General features: G+C 60.7%; 21 protein-coding genes. 12 read left to right on the top strand and 9 right to left on the bottom strand.

Features of this window, described 5'->3' with window-relative positions:
- The first annotated feature begins 177 nt into the window (after nt 1-177).
- Nucleotides 178-1,842 carry an energy-dependent translational throttle protein EttA gene (gene ettA / locus FBX99_RS25215; protein WP_144929933.1) on the top strand — a complete coding sequence of 555 codons (1,665 nt, stop codon included), beginning with the start codon at nt 178-180 and terminating at the stop codon, nt 1,840-1,842.
- A 188-nt stretch (nt 1,843-2,030) separates the two neighbouring features.
- On the opposite strand, the gene FBX99_RS25210 is transcribed toward ettA, so the two are convergent.
- From FBX99_RS25210 to FBX99_RS25195, 4 genes are all read right to left on the bottom strand, one after another.
- Nucleotides 2,031-2,522 (bottom strand): GreA/GreB family elongation factor, encoded by a 492-nt coding sequence (locus FBX99_RS25210; RefSeq protein WP_144929934.1) that lies wholly within the window; start codon nt 2,520-2,522, stop codon nt 2,031-2,033.
- Nucleotides 2,523-2,592: 70 nt separating this feature from the next.
- Complete coding sequence (locus FBX99_RS25205) at nt 2,593-2,949, bottom strand: hypothetical protein (protein WP_144929935.1); 357 nt, start codon at nt 2,947-2,949, stop codon at nt 2,593-2,595.
- A gap of 112 nt (nt 2,950-3,061) precedes the next feature.
- Complete coding sequence (locus FBX99_RS25200; protein WP_145133255.1) at nt 3,062-4,915, bottom strand: DUF4105 domain-containing protein; 1,854 nt, start codon at nt 4,913-4,915, stop codon at nt 3,062-3,064.
- Between the two features lie 88 nt (nt 4,916-5,003).
- Nucleotides 5,004-5,492, bottom strand: a complete 489-nt coding sequence (locus FBX99_RS25195; RefSeq protein ID WP_024780764.1) for a DUF3015 domain-containing protein — start codon at nt 5,490-5,492, stop codon at nt 5,004-5,006.
- 294 nt (nt 5,493-5,786) lie between these two features.
- On the opposite strand from FBX99_RS25195, the gene FBX99_RS25190 reads away from it, so the two are divergent.
- A complete protein-coding gene (locus FBX99_RS25190) occupies nt 5,787-8,225 on the top strand; it encodes a Lon protease family protein (RefSeq protein WP_055128494.1) in 2,439 nt (812 codons plus the stop codon).
- A gap of 53 nt (nt 8,226-8,278) precedes the next feature.
- Here FBX99_RS25190 and FBX99_RS28975 read toward each other — a convergent pair whose 3' ends face one another.
- Nucleotides 8,279-8,482, bottom strand: coding sequence for a hypothetical protein (locus FBX99_RS28975; RefSeq protein WP_178112063.1), 204 nt, complete (start codon nt 8,480-8,482; stop codon nt 8,279-8,281).
- Nucleotides 8,483-8,536: 54 nt separating this feature from the next.
- On the opposite strand from FBX99_RS28975, the gene FBX99_RS25180 reads away from it, so the two are divergent.
- The 3 genes from FBX99_RS25180 to FBX99_RS25170 all read left to right on the top strand — a co-directional run bounded on the left by FBX99_RS25180 (nt 8,537) and on the right by FBX99_RS25170 (nt 10,295).
- Nucleotides 8,537-8,878, top strand: a complete 342-nt coding sequence (locus FBX99_RS25180; protein ID WP_047702810.1) for a hypothetical protein — start codon at nt 8,537-8,539, stop codon at nt 8,876-8,878.
- 124 nt (nt 8,879-9,002) lie between these two features.
- The gene (locus FBX99_RS25175; protein WP_047702619.1) at nt 9,003-9,491 is read left to right on the top strand and encodes a TIGR00645 family protein; all 489 of its coding nucleotides are present in this window, start codon (nt 9,003-9,005) and stop codon (nt 9,489-9,491) included.
- Nucleotides 9,492-9,677: 186 nt separating this feature from the next.
- Nucleotides 9,678-10,295: an FKBP-type peptidyl-prolyl cis-trans isomerase gene (locus FBX99_RS25170; RefSeq protein WP_041022757.1), complete on the top strand. Its 618-nt coding sequence runs from the start codon at nt 9,678-9,680 to the stop codon at nt 10,293-10,295.
- Between the two features lie 118 nt (nt 10,296-10,413).
- Here the strand turns inward: FBX99_RS25170 and FBX99_RS25165 are convergent, their stop codons facing one another.
- The 3 genes from FBX99_RS25165 to FBX99_RS25155 form a co-directional block, all read right to left on the bottom strand.
- Entirely contained in the window at nt 10,414-10,671 is a 258-nt protein-coding gene (locus FBX99_RS25165) for a hypothetical protein (RefSeq protein ID WP_072398589.1), read from the bottom strand.
- Between the two features lie 203 nt (nt 10,672-10,874).
- Nucleotides 10,875-11,216: a zinc ribbon domain-containing protein YjdM gene (locus FBX99_RS25160; RefSeq protein ID WP_055134792.1), complete on the bottom strand. Its 342-nt coding sequence runs from the start codon at nt 11,214-11,216 to the stop codon at nt 10,875-10,877.
- Nucleotides 11,217-11,349: 133 nt separating this feature from the next.
- Nucleotides 11,350-12,318, bottom strand: coding sequence for a polyprenyl synthetase family protein (locus FBX99_RS25155; RefSeq protein ID WP_144929937.1), 969 nt, complete (start codon nt 12,316-12,318; stop codon nt 11,350-11,352).
- Between the two features lie 239 nt (nt 12,319-12,557).
- Between FBX99_RS25155 and rplU the strand changes: the two genes are divergently transcribed.
- The 5 genes from rplU to FBX99_RS25130 all read left to right on the top strand — a co-directional run bounded on the left by rplU (nt 12,558) and on the right by FBX99_RS25130 (nt 16,413).
- Nucleotides 12,558-12,872: a 50S ribosomal protein L21 gene (gene rplU, locus FBX99_RS25150; protein ID WP_007950961.1), complete on the top strand. Its 315-nt coding sequence runs from the start codon at nt 12,558-12,560 to the stop codon at nt 12,870-12,872.
- A gap of 35 nt (nt 12,873-12,907) precedes the next feature.
- The gene (gene rpmA / locus FBX99_RS25145; protein WP_007950960.1) at nt 12,908-13,165 is read left to right on the top strand and encodes a 50S ribosomal protein L27; all 258 of its coding nucleotides are present in this window, start codon (nt 12,908-12,910) and stop codon (nt 13,163-13,165) included.
- A 190-nt stretch (nt 13,166-13,355) separates the two neighbouring features.
- Complete coding sequence (gene cgtA / locus FBX99_RS25140; RefSeq protein WP_145133253.1) at nt 13,356-14,579, top strand: Obg family GTPase CgtA; 1,224 nt, start codon at nt 13,356-13,358, stop codon at nt 14,577-14,579.
- Nucleotides 14,580-14,820: 241 nt separating this feature from the next.
- On the top strand, nt 14,821-15,939 hold the full coding sequence (proB, locus tag FBX99_RS25135; protein ID WP_047702809.1) for a glutamate 5-kinase: 1,119 nt from the start codon (nt 14,821-14,823) through the stop codon (nt 15,937-15,939).
- Nucleotides 15,940-15,948: 9 nt separating this feature from the next.
- Entirely contained in the window at nt 15,949-16,413 is a 465-nt protein-coding gene (locus tag FBX99_RS25130) for a CreA family protein (RefSeq protein WP_030140286.1), read from the top strand.
- 181 nt (nt 16,414-16,594) lie between these two features.
- Here the strand turns inward: FBX99_RS25130 and rpsT are convergent, their stop codons facing one another.
- Nucleotides 16,595-16,873 carry a 30S ribosomal protein S20 gene (rpsT, locus tag FBX99_RS25125; RefSeq protein ID WP_144929939.1) on the bottom strand — a complete coding sequence of 93 codons (279 nt, stop codon included), beginning with the start codon at nt 16,871-16,873 and terminating at the stop codon, nt 16,595-16,597.
- Between the two features lie 254 nt (nt 16,874-17,127).
- On the opposite strand from rpsT, the gene murJ reads away from it, so the two are divergent.
- Together murJ and ribF are read left to right on the top strand one after the other, a co-directional pair.
- On the top strand, nt 17,128-18,666 hold the full coding sequence (gene murJ / locus FBX99_RS25120; protein WP_145133251.1) for a murein biosynthesis integral membrane protein MurJ: 1,539 nt from the start codon (nt 17,128-17,130) through the stop codon (nt 18,664-18,666).
- A gap of 129 nt (nt 18,667-18,795) precedes the next feature.
- Nucleotides 18,796-19,734 carry a bifunctional riboflavin kinase/FAD synthetase gene (gene ribF / locus FBX99_RS25115; protein WP_178112061.1) on the top strand — a complete coding sequence of 313 codons (939 nt, stop codon included), beginning with the start codon at nt 18,796-18,798 and terminating at the stop codon, nt 19,732-19,734.
- Nucleotides 19,735-19,743: the final 9 nt, after the last annotated feature.

The following is a 19,743-nucleotide window of genomic DNA, read 5'->3' as shown; positions in this document are numbered from 1 at the left end:
AGCCCCTAGTGGCTGGACCTTGACGGACGGTTGAGGTAGCTTTGCCGGTCAAACAAGAGCGTTCCAGCTCCAGATCCCCAGGCTTTAGCTGCCCCGCTGGCATTGATGACCGTCAACTGCCGGCGCCGTGCATGGCCTGGTTCGTTCTTTTCACCTGTCACAGACGCTAGGTTCACCATGGCTCAATACGTCTTCACCATGCATCGGCTGAGCAAAGTTGTTCCGCCGAAGCGGGAAATCCTGAAAAACATTTCGCTCTCTTTCTTCCCCGGCGCCAAGATCGGCGTGCTGGGCCTCAACGGTTCGGGTAAATCCACGTTGCTGAAGATCATGGCCGGCGTCGATACCGAATTCGACGGCGAAGCCCGCCCGATGCCGGACCTGAACATCGGCTACCTGCCCCAGGAGCCTCAACTGGACCCGACCAAGACCGTGCGTGAAGTGGTCGAGGAAGCGGTCAGCGTGATCAAGGATGCCCAGGCGCGCCTGGACGAGGTCTACGCCGCCTACGCTGATCCGGATGCCGACTTCGACAAGCTGGCGGCCGAACAGGCCAAGCTCGAAGCGATCCTGCAGGCCAGCGATGGCCATAACCTGGAGCGCCAGCTGGAAGTTGCCGCCGACGCCCTGCGCCTGCCGGCGTGGGAAGCGAAGGTCGAACACCTGTCCGGTGGTGAAAAACGCCGTGTGGCCCTGTGCCGCCTGTTGCTGTCCGCCCCGGACATGCTGCTGCTCGACGAACCGACCAACCACCTGGACGCCGATTCCGTCGCCTGGCTCGAACACTTCCTGCACGATTTCCCGGGCACCGTGGTAGCGATTACCCACGACCGGTACTTCCTGGATAACGTCGCCGGCTGGATCCTGGAACTCGACCGCGGCGCGGGCATTCCATACGAGGGCAACTATTCGGGCTGGCTGGAAGCCAAGTCCGAGCGTCTGGCTCAGGAATCCAAGCAGCAGTCGGCCCATGAAAAAGCCATGAAAGAAGAACTGGAGTGGGTGCGCAAAGGCGCCAAGGCCCGCCAGTCCAAATCCAAGGCCCGTCTGCAACGCTTCGAGGAAATGCAGTCCCAGGAATTCCAGAAGCGCAGCGAAACCAACGAGATCTACATCCCGGCCGGTCCGCGCCTGGGTGACAAGGTCATCGAATTCAAGAACGTCACCAAGGGCTACGGCGATCGCGTGTTGATCGACAACCTGTCGTTCTCCATGCCCAAAGGCGCCATCGTCGGTGTGATCGGTGGTAACGGTGCGGGTAAATCCACGCTGTTCCGCATGCTGATGGGCAAGGAAACCCCGGATTCGGGCACCATCGAAATTGGCGAAACCGTGCAACTGGCCTGCGTCGACCAGAGCCGCGAAGACCTGGACGGCAGCAAGACGGTGTTCCAGCAGATCTCCGACGGTTCCGATCAGATCCGCATCGGCAACTACGAAATCCCGTCGCGCACCTACGTGGGCCGCTTCAACTTCAAGGGCGGCGACCAGCAGAAGTTCGTCAAGGACCTGTCCGGTGGTGAGCGCGGTCGCTTGCACCTGGCGCTGACCTTGAAGGAGGGTGGCAACGTCCTGCTGCTCGACGAACCGTCCAACGACCTCGACGTCGAAACCCTGCGTTCGCTGGAAGAAGCCCTGCTGGACTTCCCGGGCGCCGCCATTGTGATCTCCCACGATCGGTGGTTCCTCGACCGCGTGGCGACCCACATTCTGGCGTACGAAGACGATTCCCAGGCGGTATTCTTCGAAGGCAACTACACCGAGTACGAAGCCGATCGCAAGAAGCGCCTCGGCGAAGCGGCTGCCCAGCCACATCGGGTACGGCACAAGAAACTGGCCTGATCAGCGATAAAGCCTGCATGTGGGAGCGGGCTTGCTCGCGAAGACGGTATGCCAGTCGACAATCATGTGACTGATACACCGCTTTCGCGAGCAAGCCCGCTCCCACAAGGGGGTCTAGTTACGCCGAGAAATGGCGGGTTGGCTCGGTTCCTGTGGGAGCGAGCCTGCTCGCGATGAGGCCATCCGGGTCACCCCAGCTCTATCGCCACCACCTCAATCGCCATATCCCCGACCGGTCGCTTCCAGACCACCTCATCCCCGACCTTGCTCCCCAGCAACGCGCGCCCCAGCGGCGAACCCCAATTGATCAGCCCACTGGCCGCATCGGCCTGGTCTTCACCGACCAGTTGCACGCGCTGCTCTTGGTCCTGCTCATCGACAAAGGTCACCCAATGTCCGATCCGCACCTGGTCCAATGAGGTGGCTGTGACAACTTGCGCGCTTTGCAGGCGCTGGTTGAAATAGCGCAGATCCCGTTCCAGGTCCGCGATGCGCTGCTTGTCCGCCAGCTCTTTGCGGGCTGCCTGCTGGCTGTGCAGCGCCTGCAGCTCAGCGACCCGGGCCTGCAACTGGGCGAACCCGGCGGGTGTGACGTAGTTGGGTTGCGCGCTGACCTGGCGTTCGACCGGTTGATCGGCCTGGGCCGCGGCGCTGTCTTCGTTGACGAAAGCACGACTCATGCTGTTCTCCTCTTTTGGAGTTTGGGCCATGGTCGCAGGCTTTTGGTTTCGACGGATATCTGTACGCGACTCACTGCGAGCGATAGGCCCGGGCGGCGTCACGATCCTTTTCCTGTTGCCAGGCACGTTCGCGCTCATCCCAGTGACGATCGCGGTAGGCGTCCCGATCCTCACTTTCGCGCATGGCCTGGCACTGCCGGAAACCGTCGCTCCAGCCTTCGGCGTAGCGTGCGTCCTTGAGATAGCGCGGCACGTCTTTCCTGAACTGGCCGGTGATCGCGCCGGCGGCTTGCCGGCCGCTGCTGCAACCGTCATCGAAGCCGTCGGCGAATGCCGGTGGATAGCCTCGGGCGATCAGGTCTTCATGGGTGGTCTCACAGCCGCCAAGCAACATCAATACCGCCAGTACTACTGCCACGCGCCTCATTTTCCACATTCCTGCCATCACCACTCATAGAACAAGTCTAGAAGCGGATTCGTCAGGTAAGCGTGAAAGCGCTGTGAAAATCAGTTGTGGGGTGGCATTGGGCTTTGCCTGATCAGTAGTGATACCACTTCACCTCGAGCATCACCTCGTTCTCCGGCGAAGCCAGGTGGCTGAATTCCCGCTGGGCGCTCAGGCGCAGGCCAAGGTTGCGGGACAGTTCCCACTGTTGATTCAGGCTCAGGCGCCGGCGTACCTCGCCGTTGACGAAATAGTCACCCTTGGCTTCCAGGCTCAGGTTGCCCAGCGGGTTTTTCCATAGCACGCCACTGTTGAAACCGGTGGCCGGGGCGATGAATTGAGCGAAGTCGTTGTTGTGTTCCACCCGCACCGTGCCCAAGGCAAACCCCAACACATCCTCGCCCAGCGCCCAGGTACCGCCGGCACCACCGTTGACATGGCTGACCAGGGTTTCATCGTCGTGCTTGCCCGGCACCCGTTCCAGGCCCCCGGTGACTTGCCAGGACAGCGGTTGCAGCAACTCATTGCGCGGCGTCAGGGAGCGGATGGTCGCCAGGTCCAGGCGCTGCACCTGCCAGTCATTGCCTTCGTACTGGCGCAGCTTCAATTGCAGGATCTCAATCTGCGCCCCCAGCGGGAAGCTTTCGGCGTTGTCGTTGAGGTCGTGATAAGCCATGCGCAAGCCGTATTCGCCGAACGCCCGATCACCCCGGGTGCCGAGGCCGGCCTGCCAGGTGCGCGATTCATGGCCGTCCTCGGGCAGGCCCGGTTGGGAAATGTCGAGTTCTGGCGCGGGGTTCTGGTTGATTGCCCGCAACAGTTCGAAGCTACGTTGGGCACGTTGCGGATCGCGCTCCTGGCCGTTGGCGCGGTAACGCTCCAGGCGATAGGCCGCATCGACGATCAGCGCCTGGCGTTCACGGGGCAGTGCTTTGAATTCGGCGGCCTGCATTCGCTTTTGGTCGGCGCTGACCTGCAGGACCCATTGCTGTTCGTCGGCGCTGAGCGGCTCGGCGCGGCTGAGCAGTTCCCGCTCGCGGGACGGTCGATACTCGATACTCTCCACCAACCCGGCTTCCTTCACGGCCTTGACAGTGTCGGTGGGGATCGCCGTCAGCGGGAATTGTTCGGTCAGGCGCAGGCTGGGACGGGCCACTTGCAGCAATTCCAACAAGCGATAGGAGCAGTTTTCGTCGAAGAAAAAATAATCGAACCGGATCTGCTTGAGTTCCCAGACGTGCTCGACCATGCGCTCGGTTTCCACCTGGCTCAGGTTGAGGCGGTATTCCCACAGGTCGCGGTTCTCCAGGCTACGGTACTCGGACAGTTTCTCCTGGTAGGGCACCAGGGCGAACAGGCCGGGATAGCCGCCCATCAAGCCTTTCCAGGCATAGATGATGCTGTTGTCCGACCCTTCGATGTAGGCGCCGAAATTGATCGCGTAGCTCAGCAGGGCGGTCTTGTCCCGCTGCACGTCGGCCTGGTCGATGCGCAACAGGGTATGGCCGAACATCGACGATGGGCTGTTCAGGTAGGCGGCCGGGAAAATCATCACCGCGCTGTGGGGGGCGACGTCCTTGAACCATTGGGTGAACTCGCTGCAATCGACCACCGGCAGATCGGTCAGGTTGAGCTGTGCCTTGAGCCAGCGTGTGCGCGCCGGGTAAACGCACTGGGCATGTTGTTGGCCGGCGCTGGCCGGGCCGTAGAGGGCTTGCAGCGTGGCGGCCAGTTCATGGTCGGGGTGTTCGTTGCCGTCGGGTGCCAGGAAGAATTTCCTGTCGCTGACGTAGCTGCGCCAGCCACCGAGCTTGGCGGTTTCGTAGTGGCCCAGGGAAATCCAGAAGCGGTCATTGGCCAATTGCTGCAAACGTTGAGGGTCGACATGAGGTGCGGCGGACAATGGGGCGCACACACAGAGCGCCAGCCAGGCAAGGCGTTTGAGCATAGTCGGCTACTTGGAAAGTCGAAAAATAAAGACCGGATGGGTCCAAAAAAGAAAACCCGCTCCCCGGAGGGAGCGAGTGGGGTCGAGCTTAAGCTTGAGTGGCGTACTTGGCCAGACGAGGATCGTTTTTCAGTACGGCCAGGGTATTGGTATGCACGTCTTCTGCGGTCACGTCAGCCTTGCTGAAGATCTGCTGGAAGTGCTCGTGGGTGACAGCGGAGAAGTGGGCGCGATCTTCCGGCGCCACACCCAGTACCACGGCATAAGTGGTCAGCGCTTCGCCCTGCCCCTTGGCCATGTCTTCGGACAGCTCGTTCATCATTCCATTCATGGCCAGCCAGGACTTGCCACCGTAGGTCAGTGCCGCGTTGGTCGAGCAGCCGTTGGTGCCGGAGGTCATGCCGAAGGTGGCGTTGCCGGAGGTGCCGTTGGTGGTGGAAGCGAGGAAGTGAGCCGGGGTGCCACGCTGACCTTCGAACAGCATGTTGCCCCAGCCGCAATCCGGCCCGCCCGGCGCCTGAGCCATGGCGTTGAGGGATACAGCGGTGAAGAGAGTACCGAGAAGAATCCGTTTCATAGCTATGTTCTCTTTATGTGCATACCAATGGACAGGGTCTGGCGCCTTCGTGGCTTCAACCACTCGTGCCAGTGGGCCGGTTATTGTTCCAGCCGCGCAGTTTGGAGTTTAGGCACGATCCGAGGGTTCCGTGACATTTTGCAAAAACTATCCTGCAAGTCATGAAGTTACCGATCTCGACTTCGGTTCGGGGCCGGTCGGTTGACTATGCTTTGACCTGAGGCGCTCCTTGCCAGTCAGGTACGCGCGGCGCCAGAATGCCGTTATCTGCCCCGCCTGATGTAAGGAAGCCCGATGCCTGATCCTGTTGCTGCCAGCTTGCGTCTAGCGCCCGAAGCGCTGACCCGTCCGTTTTCCGCTGAACAGTTCAGCTTCTCTACCACCAATGATCTGGAGCCCTTCCGCGGTGTGCTTGGCCAGGAGCGTGCGGTCGAAGCATTGCAGTTCGGCGTGGCCATGCCGCGCCCCGGTTACAACGTATTTGTCATGGGCGAGCCCGGCACCGGCCGGTTTTCGTTCGTAAAACGCTACCTCAAGGCCGAAGGCAAGCGCCTGCAGACCCCGGCGGACTGGGTCTACGTCAACAATTTCGACGAGCCTCGCGAACCCCGGGCCCTGGAGCTGCCATCGGGCACTGCCGGTGCGTTCATCAACGATATCAATGGTCTGATCGACAACCTGCTGTCGACCTTTCCGGCGGTCTTCGAGCACCCGTCCTACCAGCAGAAAAAAAGCGCCATCGACCGGGCATTCAACCAGCGCTACGACCGTGCCCTGGATGTCATCGAGCGCCTGGCTTTGGAGAAGGACGTCGCGCTGTACCGCGACAGCAGCAATATCGCCTTCACGCCGATGAGCGATGGCAAGGCCCTGGATGAAGCGGAATTCGCCCAGTTGCCCGAATCCGAACGCGAGCGTTTCCATGACGACATTTCCGGTCTGGAAGAACGCCTGAACGAAGAACTCGCCAGCTTGCCGCAATGGAAGCGTGAATCCAGCAACCAGTTGCGCCAGCTCAACGAAGAAACCATCACCCTGGCCCTGCAACCGCTGTTGGCCCCGCTGTCGGAAAAGTACGCGGAGAACGCGGCGGTCTGCGGTTACTTGCAGGCGATGCAGGTCAACCTGCTCCGCACGGTGGTCGAGCAACTGGTGGACGACAGTAAGACCGACGCCATCGCCCGCAAAATGCTGGAAGAGCAATATGCCCCGAGCTTGGTGGTGGGACATCCGGCGAGCGGCGGCGCGCCGGTGGTGTTCGAACCGCACCCGACCTACGACAACCTGTTCGGGCGCATCGAATACAGCACTGACCAGGGCGCGCTCTACACCACGTATCGGCAGCTGCGCCCCGGTGCCTTGCATCGGGCCAACGGCGGCTTCCTGATCCTCGAAGCGGAAAAGATGCTCGGCGAGCCGTTCGTATGGGACGCGCTCAAGCGCGCCCTGCAATCGCGCAAGCTGAAGATGGAGTCGCCGTTGGGCGAGCTGGGCCGGTTGGCCACGGTGACCCTGACGCCGCAGCACATCCCGTTGCAGGTCAAGGTCGTGATCATCGGCGCTCGCCAGCTCTACTACGCCTTGCAGGACCTGGACTCGGACTTCCAGGAAATGTTTCGCGTGCTGGTGGACTTCGACGAAGACATCCCGATGGGCGACGAGAGCCTGGAGCAGTTCGCCCAGTTGCTCAAGACCCGCACTTCGGAAGAAGGCATGGCGCCGCTGACCGCCGATGCGGTGGCGCGCCTGGCCACCTACAGTGCACGCCTGGCCGAACACCAGGGGCGCTTGTCGGCCCGTATCGGCGATCTGTTCCAACTGGTCAGCGAGGCGGATTTCATCCGTCAGCTAGCCGGTGACGAGATGACCGATGCCGGCCACATCGAGCGCGCCCTCAAGGCCAAGGCCACCCGCACCGGACGGGTTTCGGCACGGATCCTCGATGACATGCTGGCGGGGATCATCCTGATCGACACCGATGGCGCGGCCGTGGGCAAGTGCAACGGGTTGACGGTGCTGGAAGTGGGCGACTCGGCGTTCGGTGTACCGGCGCGGATCTCCGCTACGGTGTACCCGGGCGGCAGCGGTATCGTCGACATCGAGCGGGAGGTCAACCTCGGCCAGCCGATTCACTCCAAGGGCGTGATGATCCTGACCGGTTACCTGGGCAGCCGCTACGCCCAGGAATTCCCGTTGGCGATTTCGGCCAGTATCGCCCTTGAGCAATCCTACGGTTATGTCGACGGCGACAGCGCCTCCCTGGGCGAGGCCTGCACGCTTATTTCGGCGTTGTCGAAGACGCCGTTGAAGCAGTGCTTCGCCATCACCGGCTCGATCAACCAGTTTGGCGAAGTTCAGGCGGTGGGCGGGGTCAACGAGAAGATCGAAGGCTTCTTCCGTCTTTGTGAAGCCCGCGGGCTGACCGGCGAGCAGGGGGCAATCATTCCCCAGGCCAACGTCGCCACCCTGATGCTCGATGAGAAAGTGCTGGCCGCCGTCCGGGCGGGGCAGTTCCACGTCTATGCCGTGCGTCAGGCCGACGAGGCCCTGAGCCTGCTGGTAGGGGAGCCCGCCGGTGAGCCGGATGAGAACGGCGAGTTCCCCGAAGGCAGCGTCAACGCCCGTGTGGTGGAGCGGCTGAGGGTGATCGCGGAGATGATCAGTGAGGACGACATCAAGGAAGCGGAAAAGGAGCTTGCGCAAGCAGCCTTGGCGGAGGCCAAGCCGGCTTGATTCTTATCGAATAGGTTCCATGTGGGAGCGGGCTTGCTCGCGAAGGCGGAATATCAGTCGACATGACCGTTAACTGACACACCGTCTTCGCGAGCAAGCCCGCTCCCACAATAGGTTTTGCGGTCATTTCTGATGAAGAATGTCACGCTCTTGGCGTCAATATTCACACTATGACCATTCGGCGCATTCCGGTCTCGCTTGGCTTGCAAGCGGAACTTTTCTTCTATTCTCAGTTCAAGGATATCGAGAGTCATCATCGGATCGAAACAGCCTCCCCGGGGCTGAATACCGTATCACTGAGGGGCGCCGCCATGTCGCGCAACCTTTGCCTCACCCGTCAATGCCTGGGTCTTGTCACTCGTATCGAATGTGCCATCCGTCCATTGGCGGGGGATACCGGCATGTGGACCCTGCTTTTTGCCGCCGGAATGGCCGGCGAACAACCTTCCGCCCTCAAGGCCCAGGGCCCGTTTCCCGGCCCGAACGCCGCCGAATCGATCCTCGACACCATCGTCCAGGCGCTGACACTGCATGGTTATGAACTGGCCGATGACCCGCAGATCTGGTGCCTGCACATGCAAGCCCAGCTACGCGAGATCAATGGCGGTCGTTGCCGCAATGTCGGCGGCTTCGAGTTCCGTCCCCCCCATTGAGAGCCGGATCCCGGCACTTGCAACCTGACACCAGTGGCTGAGGCCAGGGACGGGCCCTGGCGTTTGTGGGGCTCGTCGTGGCTGATATACTCGCCGCCATTTTCTGGCCCTGGTGTGAGATTCAATGGAACGCTTTATCGAAAATGCAATGTACGCCTCCCGTTGGCTGCTGGCGCCGATCTACTTCGGCCTGTCCCTGGGCCTGCTGGCCCTGGCGTTGAAATTCTTCCAGGAAGTCTTTCACGTCATCCCCAACGTGTTCACCATGGCCGAGTCCGACCTGATCCTGGTGTTGCTGTCGCTGATCGATATGGCCCTGGTGGGTGGCCTGCTGGTGATGGTGATGATTTCCGGATACGAGAACTTCGTTTCGCAACTGGACATCGACTCCGACAAGGAAAAGCTCAACTGGCTGGGCACCATGGACTCTTCATCATTGAAGATGAAAGTCGCCGCCTCCATCGTGGCCATTTCCTCCATCCACCTGCTGCGCATTTTCATGGACGCCAAGAATGTCGATCCCGAACACCTGAAGTGGTACGTGATCATCCACATGACCTTCGTGGTGTCGGCGTTCGCCATGGGCTACCTGGACAAGCTGACCAAGCACTGAGGTGTAGCGCCCGTCTGTCGAAAGGCAGGCGGGCGTTGTCGTTTCCGGAGAGGCACTTTGACGTCGGTGCTCGTCATCCGTCATGGCATCTGTGCTAGTCTGCTCGCCCTTTTGGTTCCGGGCGCTCCGGGAGGCCCTGTGTCACGCACGGCCATTCCCGAGCCGTCCGCACAGCGGAGCAGCAGCATGTCCGAAGTTAACCTGTCCACCGACGAAACCCGCGTCAGCTATGGCATTGGTCGTCAGCTGGGCGACCAGTTGCGCGACAACCCGCCACCAGGCGTCAGCCTGGACGCGATCCTGGCCGGCCTGACCGATGCTTTCGCCGGCAAGCCAAGCCGTGTGGGCCAGGAAGAAATGTCCGCCAGTTTCAAGGTCATCCGCGAAATCATGCAGGCCGAAGCCGCCGCCAAGGCAGAAGCCGCTGCGGGCGAAGGTCGTGCGTTCCTGGCTGAAAATGCCAAGCGCGACGGCATCACCACCCTGGCATCGGGCCTGCAGTTTGAAGTGCTGACCCAGGGTGAAGGCGCCAAGCCAACCCGCGAAGATCAGGTACGTACCCACTACCATGGCACCCTGATCGACGGCACCGTGTTCGACAGCTCCTACGATCGTGGCCAGCCAGCCGAATTCCCGGTGGGCGGCGTGATCCCGGGCTGGACCGAAGCACTGCAACTGATGAATACCGGCAGCAAATGGCGCCTGTACGTGCCGAGCGAACTGGCTTACGGTGCTCAGGGCGTTGGCAGCATCCCGCCGCACAGCGTTCTGGTGTTCGACGTCGAGCTGCTGGACGTTCTGTAAGGCAAAGCAAGCCTTTGTGGGAGCGGGCTTGCTCGCGAAAGCAGATGTCAGTCGACATTATTGTTGACTGACACACCGCCTTCGCGAGCAAGCCCGCTCCCACAGGTTTTGCGTGTTCTCATCCGTGAAGCCTGCCATTGAAATCACCCGTCGGGCGCAACGCCCGGGCATAGCAGAACAGGAACAGGTTTCGCACCAGTTCCTTGAGCACCAGCGGTTCGCTGGAGTTCAGGCTGTTGAGGTCCAGGTCTCCCTGATCCTGTAGTTCGCTCAAGGCTTCTTCTTCAAGCACCGCGCAGACTTCCCCGGTTTCCCGATGCAGGATCCTGAGGTAGGGATGTGGACGGTCCAGCCAGGCATCGATCAAATAAGTCATGGTTCTCATCTCCTTGATGGGTTTGATGAGAATAATTCTTATTATCTAAATAGCAAGACTCAATTTGTATTGGGTTTTTTTTTCTGACGATGGGGTGTCGCAGCTCACAATGGCTGGCGTTTGGCTTGCAGGCGCAAATCGGGGTCGAAGCGGGGCAGGGCCAGGCACCATCCCACGCGTAGCGCGGGATGGGGACAGCGGACTCAGACTTTTCTGACGAACTCGGATTTGAGTTTCATCGGGCCGATGCCATCGATCTTGCAGTCGATGTCATGATCGCCATCGCACAGGCGGATGTTCTTGACCTTGGTGCCCACCTTGACCACCAGCGACGTGCCCTTGACCTTGAGGTCCTTGATCACGGTGATGGTGTCGCCGTCCTGCAGGACGTTGCCGACCGAGTCTTTCTTCACGGTGTCATCGGACGCCGCTTCGACTTCACCGCCGGCAGACCATTCGTGGGCGCACTCCGGGCAGACCAGCTGGGTGCCGTCTTCGTAGGTGTATTCGGAATTGCATTTCGGGCAGGGTGGCAACGTGCTCACTAAGGTTCCTTGGGTATCAGGAGGACAAAAGGGCGCACATTATATAAGGTTTTACAGTGGGAAGGGCAGGCGTTGATTTAACCTGTGGGAGCGAGCAGGCTCGCTCCCACAGGTTTTTCATACAACCGGTCGATCAGTGGGTACGCGCCACTGCAAACTCGCTCAATTCCACCAGGGCATCGCGGTATTCGCTGGCCGGCAGGGCGTCGAGGCATTTGATTGCGCGGGCGACGTAGTCCCGGGCCAGTTTTGCCGTGTAGTCCAGCGAGCCGGAAGCTTCGACCGCTTCGCGAATGCTTTCCAGGTCTTCGATCCCGCCTTTCTGAATGGCCTGGCGTACCAGGGCCGCCTGTTCTGGCGTACCTTCGCGCATGGTGTAGATCAACGGCAGGGTCGGTTTGCCTTCGGCGAGGTCGTCACCGACGTTCTTGCCCAGGGTCTCCGCATCGCCCTTGTAGTCGAGCAGGTCGTCCACCAATTGGAAGGCCACGCCCAGGTGATCGCCGAAGGTGCGCAGTGCTTCGCTCTGCTCGGCGGAAGCACCGGCCAGTGCGGCGGCGCTGTGGGTCGAGGCTTCGAAGAGCATCGCGGTCTTGCCGCGGATGACCTCCATGTAGGTTTCTTCCGTGGTGCTGGCGTCACGTACCTTGGACAGTTGCAGCACTTCGCCTTCGGCGATGATGCGCGTGGCCTGGGACAGGATCTTCATCACAGGCATCGAGCCCAGTTCGACCATCATCTCGAACGAGCGCGAATACAGGAAGTCGCCCACCAGCACACTCGGGGCGTTGCCCCACATGGCATTGGCGGTCGAGCGGCCACGGCGCATGCCGGACATGTCGACCACGTCGTCATGCAGCAGGGTGGCGGTATGCAGGAATTCGATGGTGGCAGCCAGCAGGCGCAGGTCGTCGCCTTCGCGGCCCAGGGCCTTGCCACACAGAAGCACCAATAAAGGACGCAGGCGCTTGCCGCCGGCCGAGGTGATGTAGTCGCCGATTTTCGACACCAGCGGCACTCGGGAAGTCAGCTGCTTCTTGATGATGCCGTCGACGGCACTAAAATCGTCCGCCACTGCGCGGTAGAAAGCTTGGGGTTGCATCAGCGACAGGCGCTCCAGAAGGGTTGCGCGGCATGCTAGGACCCACGTCCGGGGCTGTCAAGGCGCGATGGACGGCTACTTGCATCGCCAGGACAGCTTGCGTACAATCGCGCACCCTGAACTTCCTGGGCAGCACCTGCCTTACGCAATTGCATCCGGGCCTTCCAGCCCATGCAGCCATGCCAGCCAATACCTCTTCTTCTAAAGCGCTGGGTGAGCAGGATTATCGGAGAAATACCATGTCTTATGCAGTAATCGTTACTGGTGGCAAGCAATACAAGGTCGCCCCAGGTGAATACCTGAAGATCGAAAAACTGGAAGTCGCTACCGGCGAATCCGTGACTTTTGATCGCGTTCTGTTGGTCGCCAATGGCGATGACGTGAATATCGGCGCTCCAGTCGTTGCTGGCGCTACCGTTGTGGCTGAAGTGATCTCCCAAGGTCGTCACGATAAAGTCCGCATCATCAAGTTCCGTCGTCGTAAGCACCACATGAAGCGTATGGGCCACCGCCAGTGGTACACCGAGATCAAAATCACCGGTATTCAGGCTTAATTTCAGCCTAATTCCTCACTAGGAGAATTGAACTCATGGCACACAAAAAAGCTGGTGGTAGTACCCGTAACGGTCGCGACTCAGAAGCCAAACGCCTTGGCGTGAAGATGTATGGCGGCCAGGTCATCAAGGCTGGCAACATCATCGTGCGTCAGCGCGGCACCCAATTCCACGCCGGTTACGGTGTGGGCATGGGTAAGGATCACACCCTCTTCGCTAAAATCGAAGGCGTGATCAAGTTCGAAGTAAAGGGCGCGTTCAACCGCCGTTACGTGAGCGTTGTCGCGGCTTAATCGCGAGGATGCTGGAGAAGCCCTGTCTTGCGACGGGGCTTTTTCGTTTGTGGGGTGAGTCTCTTGCAAAGCTGTTTGTATGGGCTGCCGGCGCTGCTATCGGGCGCTTGATCTGGTCGCTGCGTTCATTTTTGCAAGAGTCTTATGTCTTGTTTTTTTCGACTCGTCCGTATGGCGAGAGGCGTGTGTCATGAAGTTTGTTGATGAAGTATCGATTCGAGTAAAAGCCGGCGACGGCGGCAATGGCTGCATGAGTTTTCGTCGGGAAAAATTCATTGAAAACGGTGGTCCGAACGGCGGTGACGGCGGCGACGGCGGCTCGATCTTCATGCTCGCCGACGAAAACCTCAATACCCTGGTGGACTACCGCTACACCCGTCACTTCGATGCCGAGCGTGGTTCCAACGGTGGCAGCACCGATTGCACCGGCAAGAAGGGCGAGGACCTGGTCCTGCGCGTTCCGGTCGGTACCACGGTAATCGACTCCGCGACCCAGGAGGTCATTGGCGACCTGACCAAGCCGGGCCAGCGTCTGTTGGTGGCTCATGGTGGTTGGCACGGCCTGGGCAACACTCGCTTCAAGTCCAGTACCAACCGCGCGCCACGCCAGACCACGCCAGGCAAGCCGGGCGAGCAGCGTGACCTGAAGCTGGAAATGAAGGTGCTGGCCGACGTGGGCCTGCTGGGCTTGCCGAATGCCGGTAAAAGTACCTTCATTCGTTCGGTGTCGGCTGCCAAGCCGAAAGTGGCGGACTATCCGTTCACTACCCTGGTGCCGAACCTGGGCGTGGTCAGTGTCGACCGCTGGAAGAGCTTTGTGGTCGCGGACATCCCGGGATTGATCGAAGGGGCGTCCGATGGCGCCGGCCTGGGGATTCGCTTCCTCAAGCACTTGTCCCGCACCCGTCTGCTGCTGCATCTCGTGGACATGGCGCCGCTGGATGAAAGCAATGCTGCCGATGCCGCCGAAGTCATTGTCAGCGAGCTGACCAAGTTCAGCCCGGCCCTGGCCGAGCGTGATCGTTGGCTGGTGCTGAACAAGTGCGACCAGATCCTCGAAGAAGAGCATGAGGAGCGGGTCAAGGAAATCGTTGATCGTCTGGGCTGGGAAGGTCCGGTCTACGTGATCTCCGCCATTGCCAAAGAAGGTACCGAGCGCCTGTGCCACGACATCATGCGCTATCTGGAAGATCGTGCCGATCGCCTGGCCAATGACCCGGCCTACAAGGAAGAGCTGGCCGAGCTCGATCAGCGCATCGAAGATGAAGCCCGTGCGCAGTTGCAGGCGCTGGATGACCAGCGTGCCCTGCGTCGCAGTGGTGTCAAGTCGGTCCATGACATCGGCGAAGATGACTGGGATGAGGAAGATGTGGATGACGAAGATGGTCCGGAGATCATCTACGTTCGCGACTGATCGCGCAGCGGGCTTGGCTCTTGTGGGAGCAGGCTCGCTCCCACATCGATTTGTCTCTGGCTGACCAAGTGTCGGGGCGGTCTGCGATGCTTCATCTGTCGGGGCGCGGTGTTATCATCGCAGCCAGCCGGTTTCCAGGCGCCGCTCAATCGAGCGGCGTTTTGGTGTCTGCAAAACGCAAATACGAATAATCCCATGGATGGCGCTGGGTCGCGTCGTCCGCTGGCAAAGGTTGAAGATGATGCGGAGCAAGGTGACGGGTGCGCGGCGCTGGGTCGTGAAGATCGGCAGCGCACTGCTGACGGCGGATGGCAAGGGCCTGGATCGCAAGGCGATGGCGGTGTGGGTCGAGCAGATGGTGGCCTTGCATGAGGCTGGCGTCGAGCTGGTGCTGGTCTCTTCGGGGGCTGTGGCAGCCGGCATGAGTCGTCTGGGCTGGACGTCGCGACCCAGCGCGATGCACGAATTGCAGGCCGCCGCCGCCATTGGCCAGATGGGCCTTGTGCAGGCCTGGGAATCCAGCTTTGCCGAGCATGGCCGTCATACGGCGCAGATTCTCCTGACCCACGATGACCTCTCCGACCGCAAGCGCTACCTCAATGCCCGCAGCACCTTGCGGGCGCTGGTGGAGCTGAAAGTCATCCCAGTGATCAACGAGAACGATACCGTCGTCACCGATGAGATCCGCTTCGGTGACAACGACACCCTGGCCGCGCTGGTGGCAAACCTGGTGGAGGCCGATCTGCTGGTGATTCTCACGGATCGCGACGGCATGTTCGACGCCGATCCGCGCACCAACCCCGATGCCAAGCTGATCTACGAAGCCCGTGCCGATGATCCGGCTCTGGATGCGGTCGCGGGCGGCACCGGCGGCGCGCTGGGGCGCGGTGGCATGCAGACCAAGCTGCGCGCTGCGCGTCTGGCGGCACGCTCCGGTGCTCATACCATCATCATCGGTGGTCGGCTGGAGCGGGTGTTGGATCGTCTCAAAGCAGGCGAGCACATCGGCACGTTGCTCTCGCCTGAGCGCGGCATGCTGGCGGCGCGCAAGCAGTGGTTGGCCGGGCATCTGCAGACCCGTGGCACGCTGGTGCTGGATGCGGGAGCCGTGACGGCGCTGTCACAGGGCAACAAAAGCCTGCTGCCGGTGGGTGTGAAGCTGGTCCAGGGTAGCTTCCGACGTGGCGAAATGGTCGTGTGCGTGGCGCCGGATGGTCGTGAGATCGCCCGTGGCCTGGCTAACTACAGCGCGCTGGAAGCGCAGAAAATCATCGGGCAATCGTCTGATGCGATTGTCGGCCTGCTGGGTTACATGGCTGAGCCTGAGCTGGTTCACCGCGACAACCTGATTCTTGTCTAAGGAAATTACATGGGTTTGGCAAAAGGATTGATCGGCCTGCTGCTGGCGGTGCCGCTGCTGGCCTCGGCCGAGGAGATTGGCCAGGTATCGACGGTATTCAAATTCGTCGGGCCGAACGACCGGATCGTGGTCGAGGCGTTCGACGATCCCAAGGTGGATGGCGTGACCTGCTACCTGTCCCGGGCCAAGACCGGTGGTGTGAAAGGTGGTCTGGGTCTGGCTGAGGATCGTGCCGAGGCGTCCATTGCCTGTCGCCAAGTGGGGCCGATCAGCTTCAAGGGTGAACTCAAGGATGGCGAGGAAGTATTCCGTGAGCGCACCTCGCTGGTATTCAAGACCATGCAGGTGGTGCGGTTCCTCGACAAGAAGCGCAATACGCTGGTGTACCTGGTCTACAGCGATCGCGTGATCGAAGGCAGTCCGCAGAATGCGGTGACGGCGATTCCGATCCTGCCGTGGGCTCGCGCGCAATAATCAGCACGTAATCCCTGTGGGAGAGAGCCTGCTCGCGATGGCGGTGTAACAGTGACAGCAAGTCGTCTTGCAATCCGCTATCGCGAGCAGGCTCGCTCCCACATTTATATTGCGATGTGTCTGCAGAATCGCAGGCAATAAAAAACCGACCCTGAGGTCGGTTTTTTAACGAGCGCGTCGCTTAGGCAGCAGCGGCAACGTTCAGGGCCTTTAGGTGGCCATTCAGGCGGCTCTTATGACGAGCAGCCTTGTTCTTGTGGATGATGCCTTTATCGGCCATGCGGTCGATAACAGGCACAGCCAGAACGTAGGCAGCTTGAGCTTTTTCAGCGTCTTTTGCGTCGATGGCTTTAACTACGTTTTTGATGTAGGTACGGACCATGGAACGCAGGCTGGCGTTGTGGCTGCGACGCTTCTCAGCCTGTTTTGCACGTTTTTTGGCGGAAGGTGAGTTGGCCACCGTCGAGCTCCTCGAAAGACTTTTTGGGAAATAGCAAACAAAATAGGCCGCGAATCATGCCGATGAGTTGAGGTCTTGTCAAGGGCGGGTGACGCGTTCCGCTGAATGGCAGGTACAACGCACCGGATGATTTCTTTCCGGCGTGTGACCTGTAAACTCGCGGGCTTTGGCGCTGTGCTGTTTAGCGGCGCGGAGTATCGCACAAGTGGGCGCGTTGTTCGCCTGCTGTTTATCGACAGGCTGAAACTCTTTTCATGAATCTGCTCAAATCGTTGGCTGCCGTCAGCTCTATCACGATGCTTTCCCGTATCCTGGGGTTCGTTCGCGACACGCTCATCGCTCGGATATTCGGCGCCGGAATGGCCACCGACGCCTTCTTCATCGCCTTCAAACTGCCCAACCTGCTGCGCCGGATATTCGCCGAAGGGGCATTTTCCCAAGCCTTCGTGCCGATCCTGGCGGAATATAAAAGCCAGAAGGGCGACGAGGCGACCCGCACGTTCATTGCCTACGTCACTGGTTTGCTGACGCTGGTGCTGGCGCTCGTCACGACGGCCGGCATGCTCGCCGCGCCTTGGGTGATCTGGGCCACGGCGCCGGGTTTTACCGATACACCGGAAAAGTACCAACTCACCACCGATCTCTTGCGGGTGACCTTTCCTTATATATTGCTGATTTCCCTGTCATCCCTGGCCGGGGCGATCCTCAATACCTGGAATCGGTTTTCAGTGCCGGCCTTCGTGCCGACGCTGCTCAACGTCAGCATGATCGTGTTTGCGGTGTTTCTGACGCCGTACTTCAACCCTCCGGTGATGGCTCTCGGTTGGGCGGTGTTGGTGGGCGGCCTGGCGCAGCTGCTGTACCAGCTGCCCTACCTGAAGAAGATCGGCATGCTGGTACTGCCGCGCCTGAATCTGCGCGACAGCGGCGTCTGGCGGGTGCTCAAGCAGATGTTGCCGGCGATCCTCGGGGTATCGGTGAGTCAGATTTCCCTGATCATCAACACTATTTTCGCCTCGTTCCTGGTGGCCGGCTCGGTGTCGTGGATGTACTACGCCGACCGTCTGATGGAATTGCCGTCCGGCGTGCTGGGCGTGGCGTTGGGCACGATCCTGTTGCCGACCTTGGCCAAGACCTATGCCAGCCGGGATCGCCAGGAGTACTCGCGCATTCTCGACTGGGGCTTGCGCCTGTGCTTCGTGCTGGTGCTGCCTTGCGCGGTGGCCCTGGGGATCCTGGCGGAACCGCTGACCGTCTCGCTGTTCCAGTACGGCCAGTTCAAGGCGTTCGATGCCCTGATGACTCAGCGGGCCCTGATCGCTTACTCGGTGGGGTTGTTGGGAATCATCCTGATCAAGGTGCTGGCGCCAGGTTTCTATGCGCAGCAGAACATCCGCACACCGGTAAAGATCGCCATTTTCACCCTGGTGATGACGCAATTGTTCAACCTTTTGCTGATCGGTCCCCTGGCCCACGCCGGCCTGGCCCTGGCGATCAGTATTGGCGCCTGCCTCAATGCCGGGCTGCTGTTCCACCAGTTGCGCAAGCAGAAGATGTATCAACCGCAGCCGGGCTGGGGCAAGTTCGGCCTCAAGCTGTTGGTGGCCGTGGGGGTAATGTCGGCGGTGCTGCTTGGGGCGATGCACTTCATGCCAGCCTGGGGTGGCGGGCAGATGTTCGAGCGTTTCCTGCGCCTGGGGATGCTGGTCGTCGTGGGTGCGGGTGCGTATTTCGGCATGTTGCTGCTGATGGGATTCCGTCTGCGAGACTTCAATCGCAAGGCCTTGAGCTGAGGGATTAGCGTCGATAAGGGCCGGTCGGGCAGCGGTTTTGTCGGTTCGATCACTTTGGGTTACGGTGTTGCCTGTCGTTGGCCGCCGGGTGTGGTTATAATCGGCCACTTTATGAGCAAGAAGCGCGTTATGCAGCTGGTTCGAGGCCTTCACAACCTGCGTCCCCGGCATCGGGGCTGTGTCGCCACCATTGGCAACTTCGACGGTGTCCACCGTGGCCACCAGGCTATCCTGGCGCGGCTGCGCGAGCGTGCGCTGGAGCTGGGGCTGCCCAGTTGCGTGGTCATCTTCGAGCCGCAACCCCGGGAATTCTTTGCCCCGGAGACCGCGCCGGCCCGTCTGGCCCGCCTGCGGGACAAGCTGCAACTGCTGGCCGCCGAAGGCGTCGATCGGGTCTTGTGCCTGGCTTTCAACGAGCGCCTGAGCAAGCTCAGCGCCGCCGAATTCGTCGAGACCATCCTGGTGGGCGGTCTCGACGTGAAGCACCTGGAGGTCGGCGACGATTTCCGTTTCGGTTGTGACCGGGCAGGGGATTTCGCCTATCTGCAGCAGGCCGGCCTCGCCCGTGGCTTTACCGTTGAAGCGGCGCAGACCGTCGAGCTGGATGGCTTGCGTGTGAGCAGTACCCAGGTCCGCAATGCCCTGGCCGCTGCCGACTTCGAATTGGCCGAGCGCTTGCTCGGCCGTCCGTACCGGATCGCCGGGCGGATCCTGCACGGACAGAAGCTGGCGCGCCAATTGGGTACGCCGACCGCCAACGTGCAACTCAAGCGCCGTCGTGTGCCGCTGACCGGGGTGTTCCTGGTGAGCGTCGAGATCGACGGAAAGGCCTGGCCCGGCGTCGCCAATATCGGTGTACGGCCCACGGTCCAGGGGGATGGCAAGGCCCATCTCGAAGTACATGTTCTGGATTTTGCCGGCGATCTGTATGACCGGCGTTTGACGGTGGTTTTCCACCAGAAGCTGCGTGAAGAGCAGCGTTTTGCCTCCCTGGAGGCGCTCAAGACGGCGATCCATGCAGATATCGCCGCCGCCCGTGCCCTTGTCGCAACCAGCGCCAATCGCTAATGAAGAGCC

The organism is Pseudomonas sp. SJZ074, assembly GCF_007828215.1.
Lineage (GTDB): Bacteria > Pseudomonadota > Gammaproteobacteria > Pseudomonadales > Pseudomonadaceae > Aquipseudomonas.
This window is presented reverse-complemented; position numbering and strand designations above follow the sequence as displayed.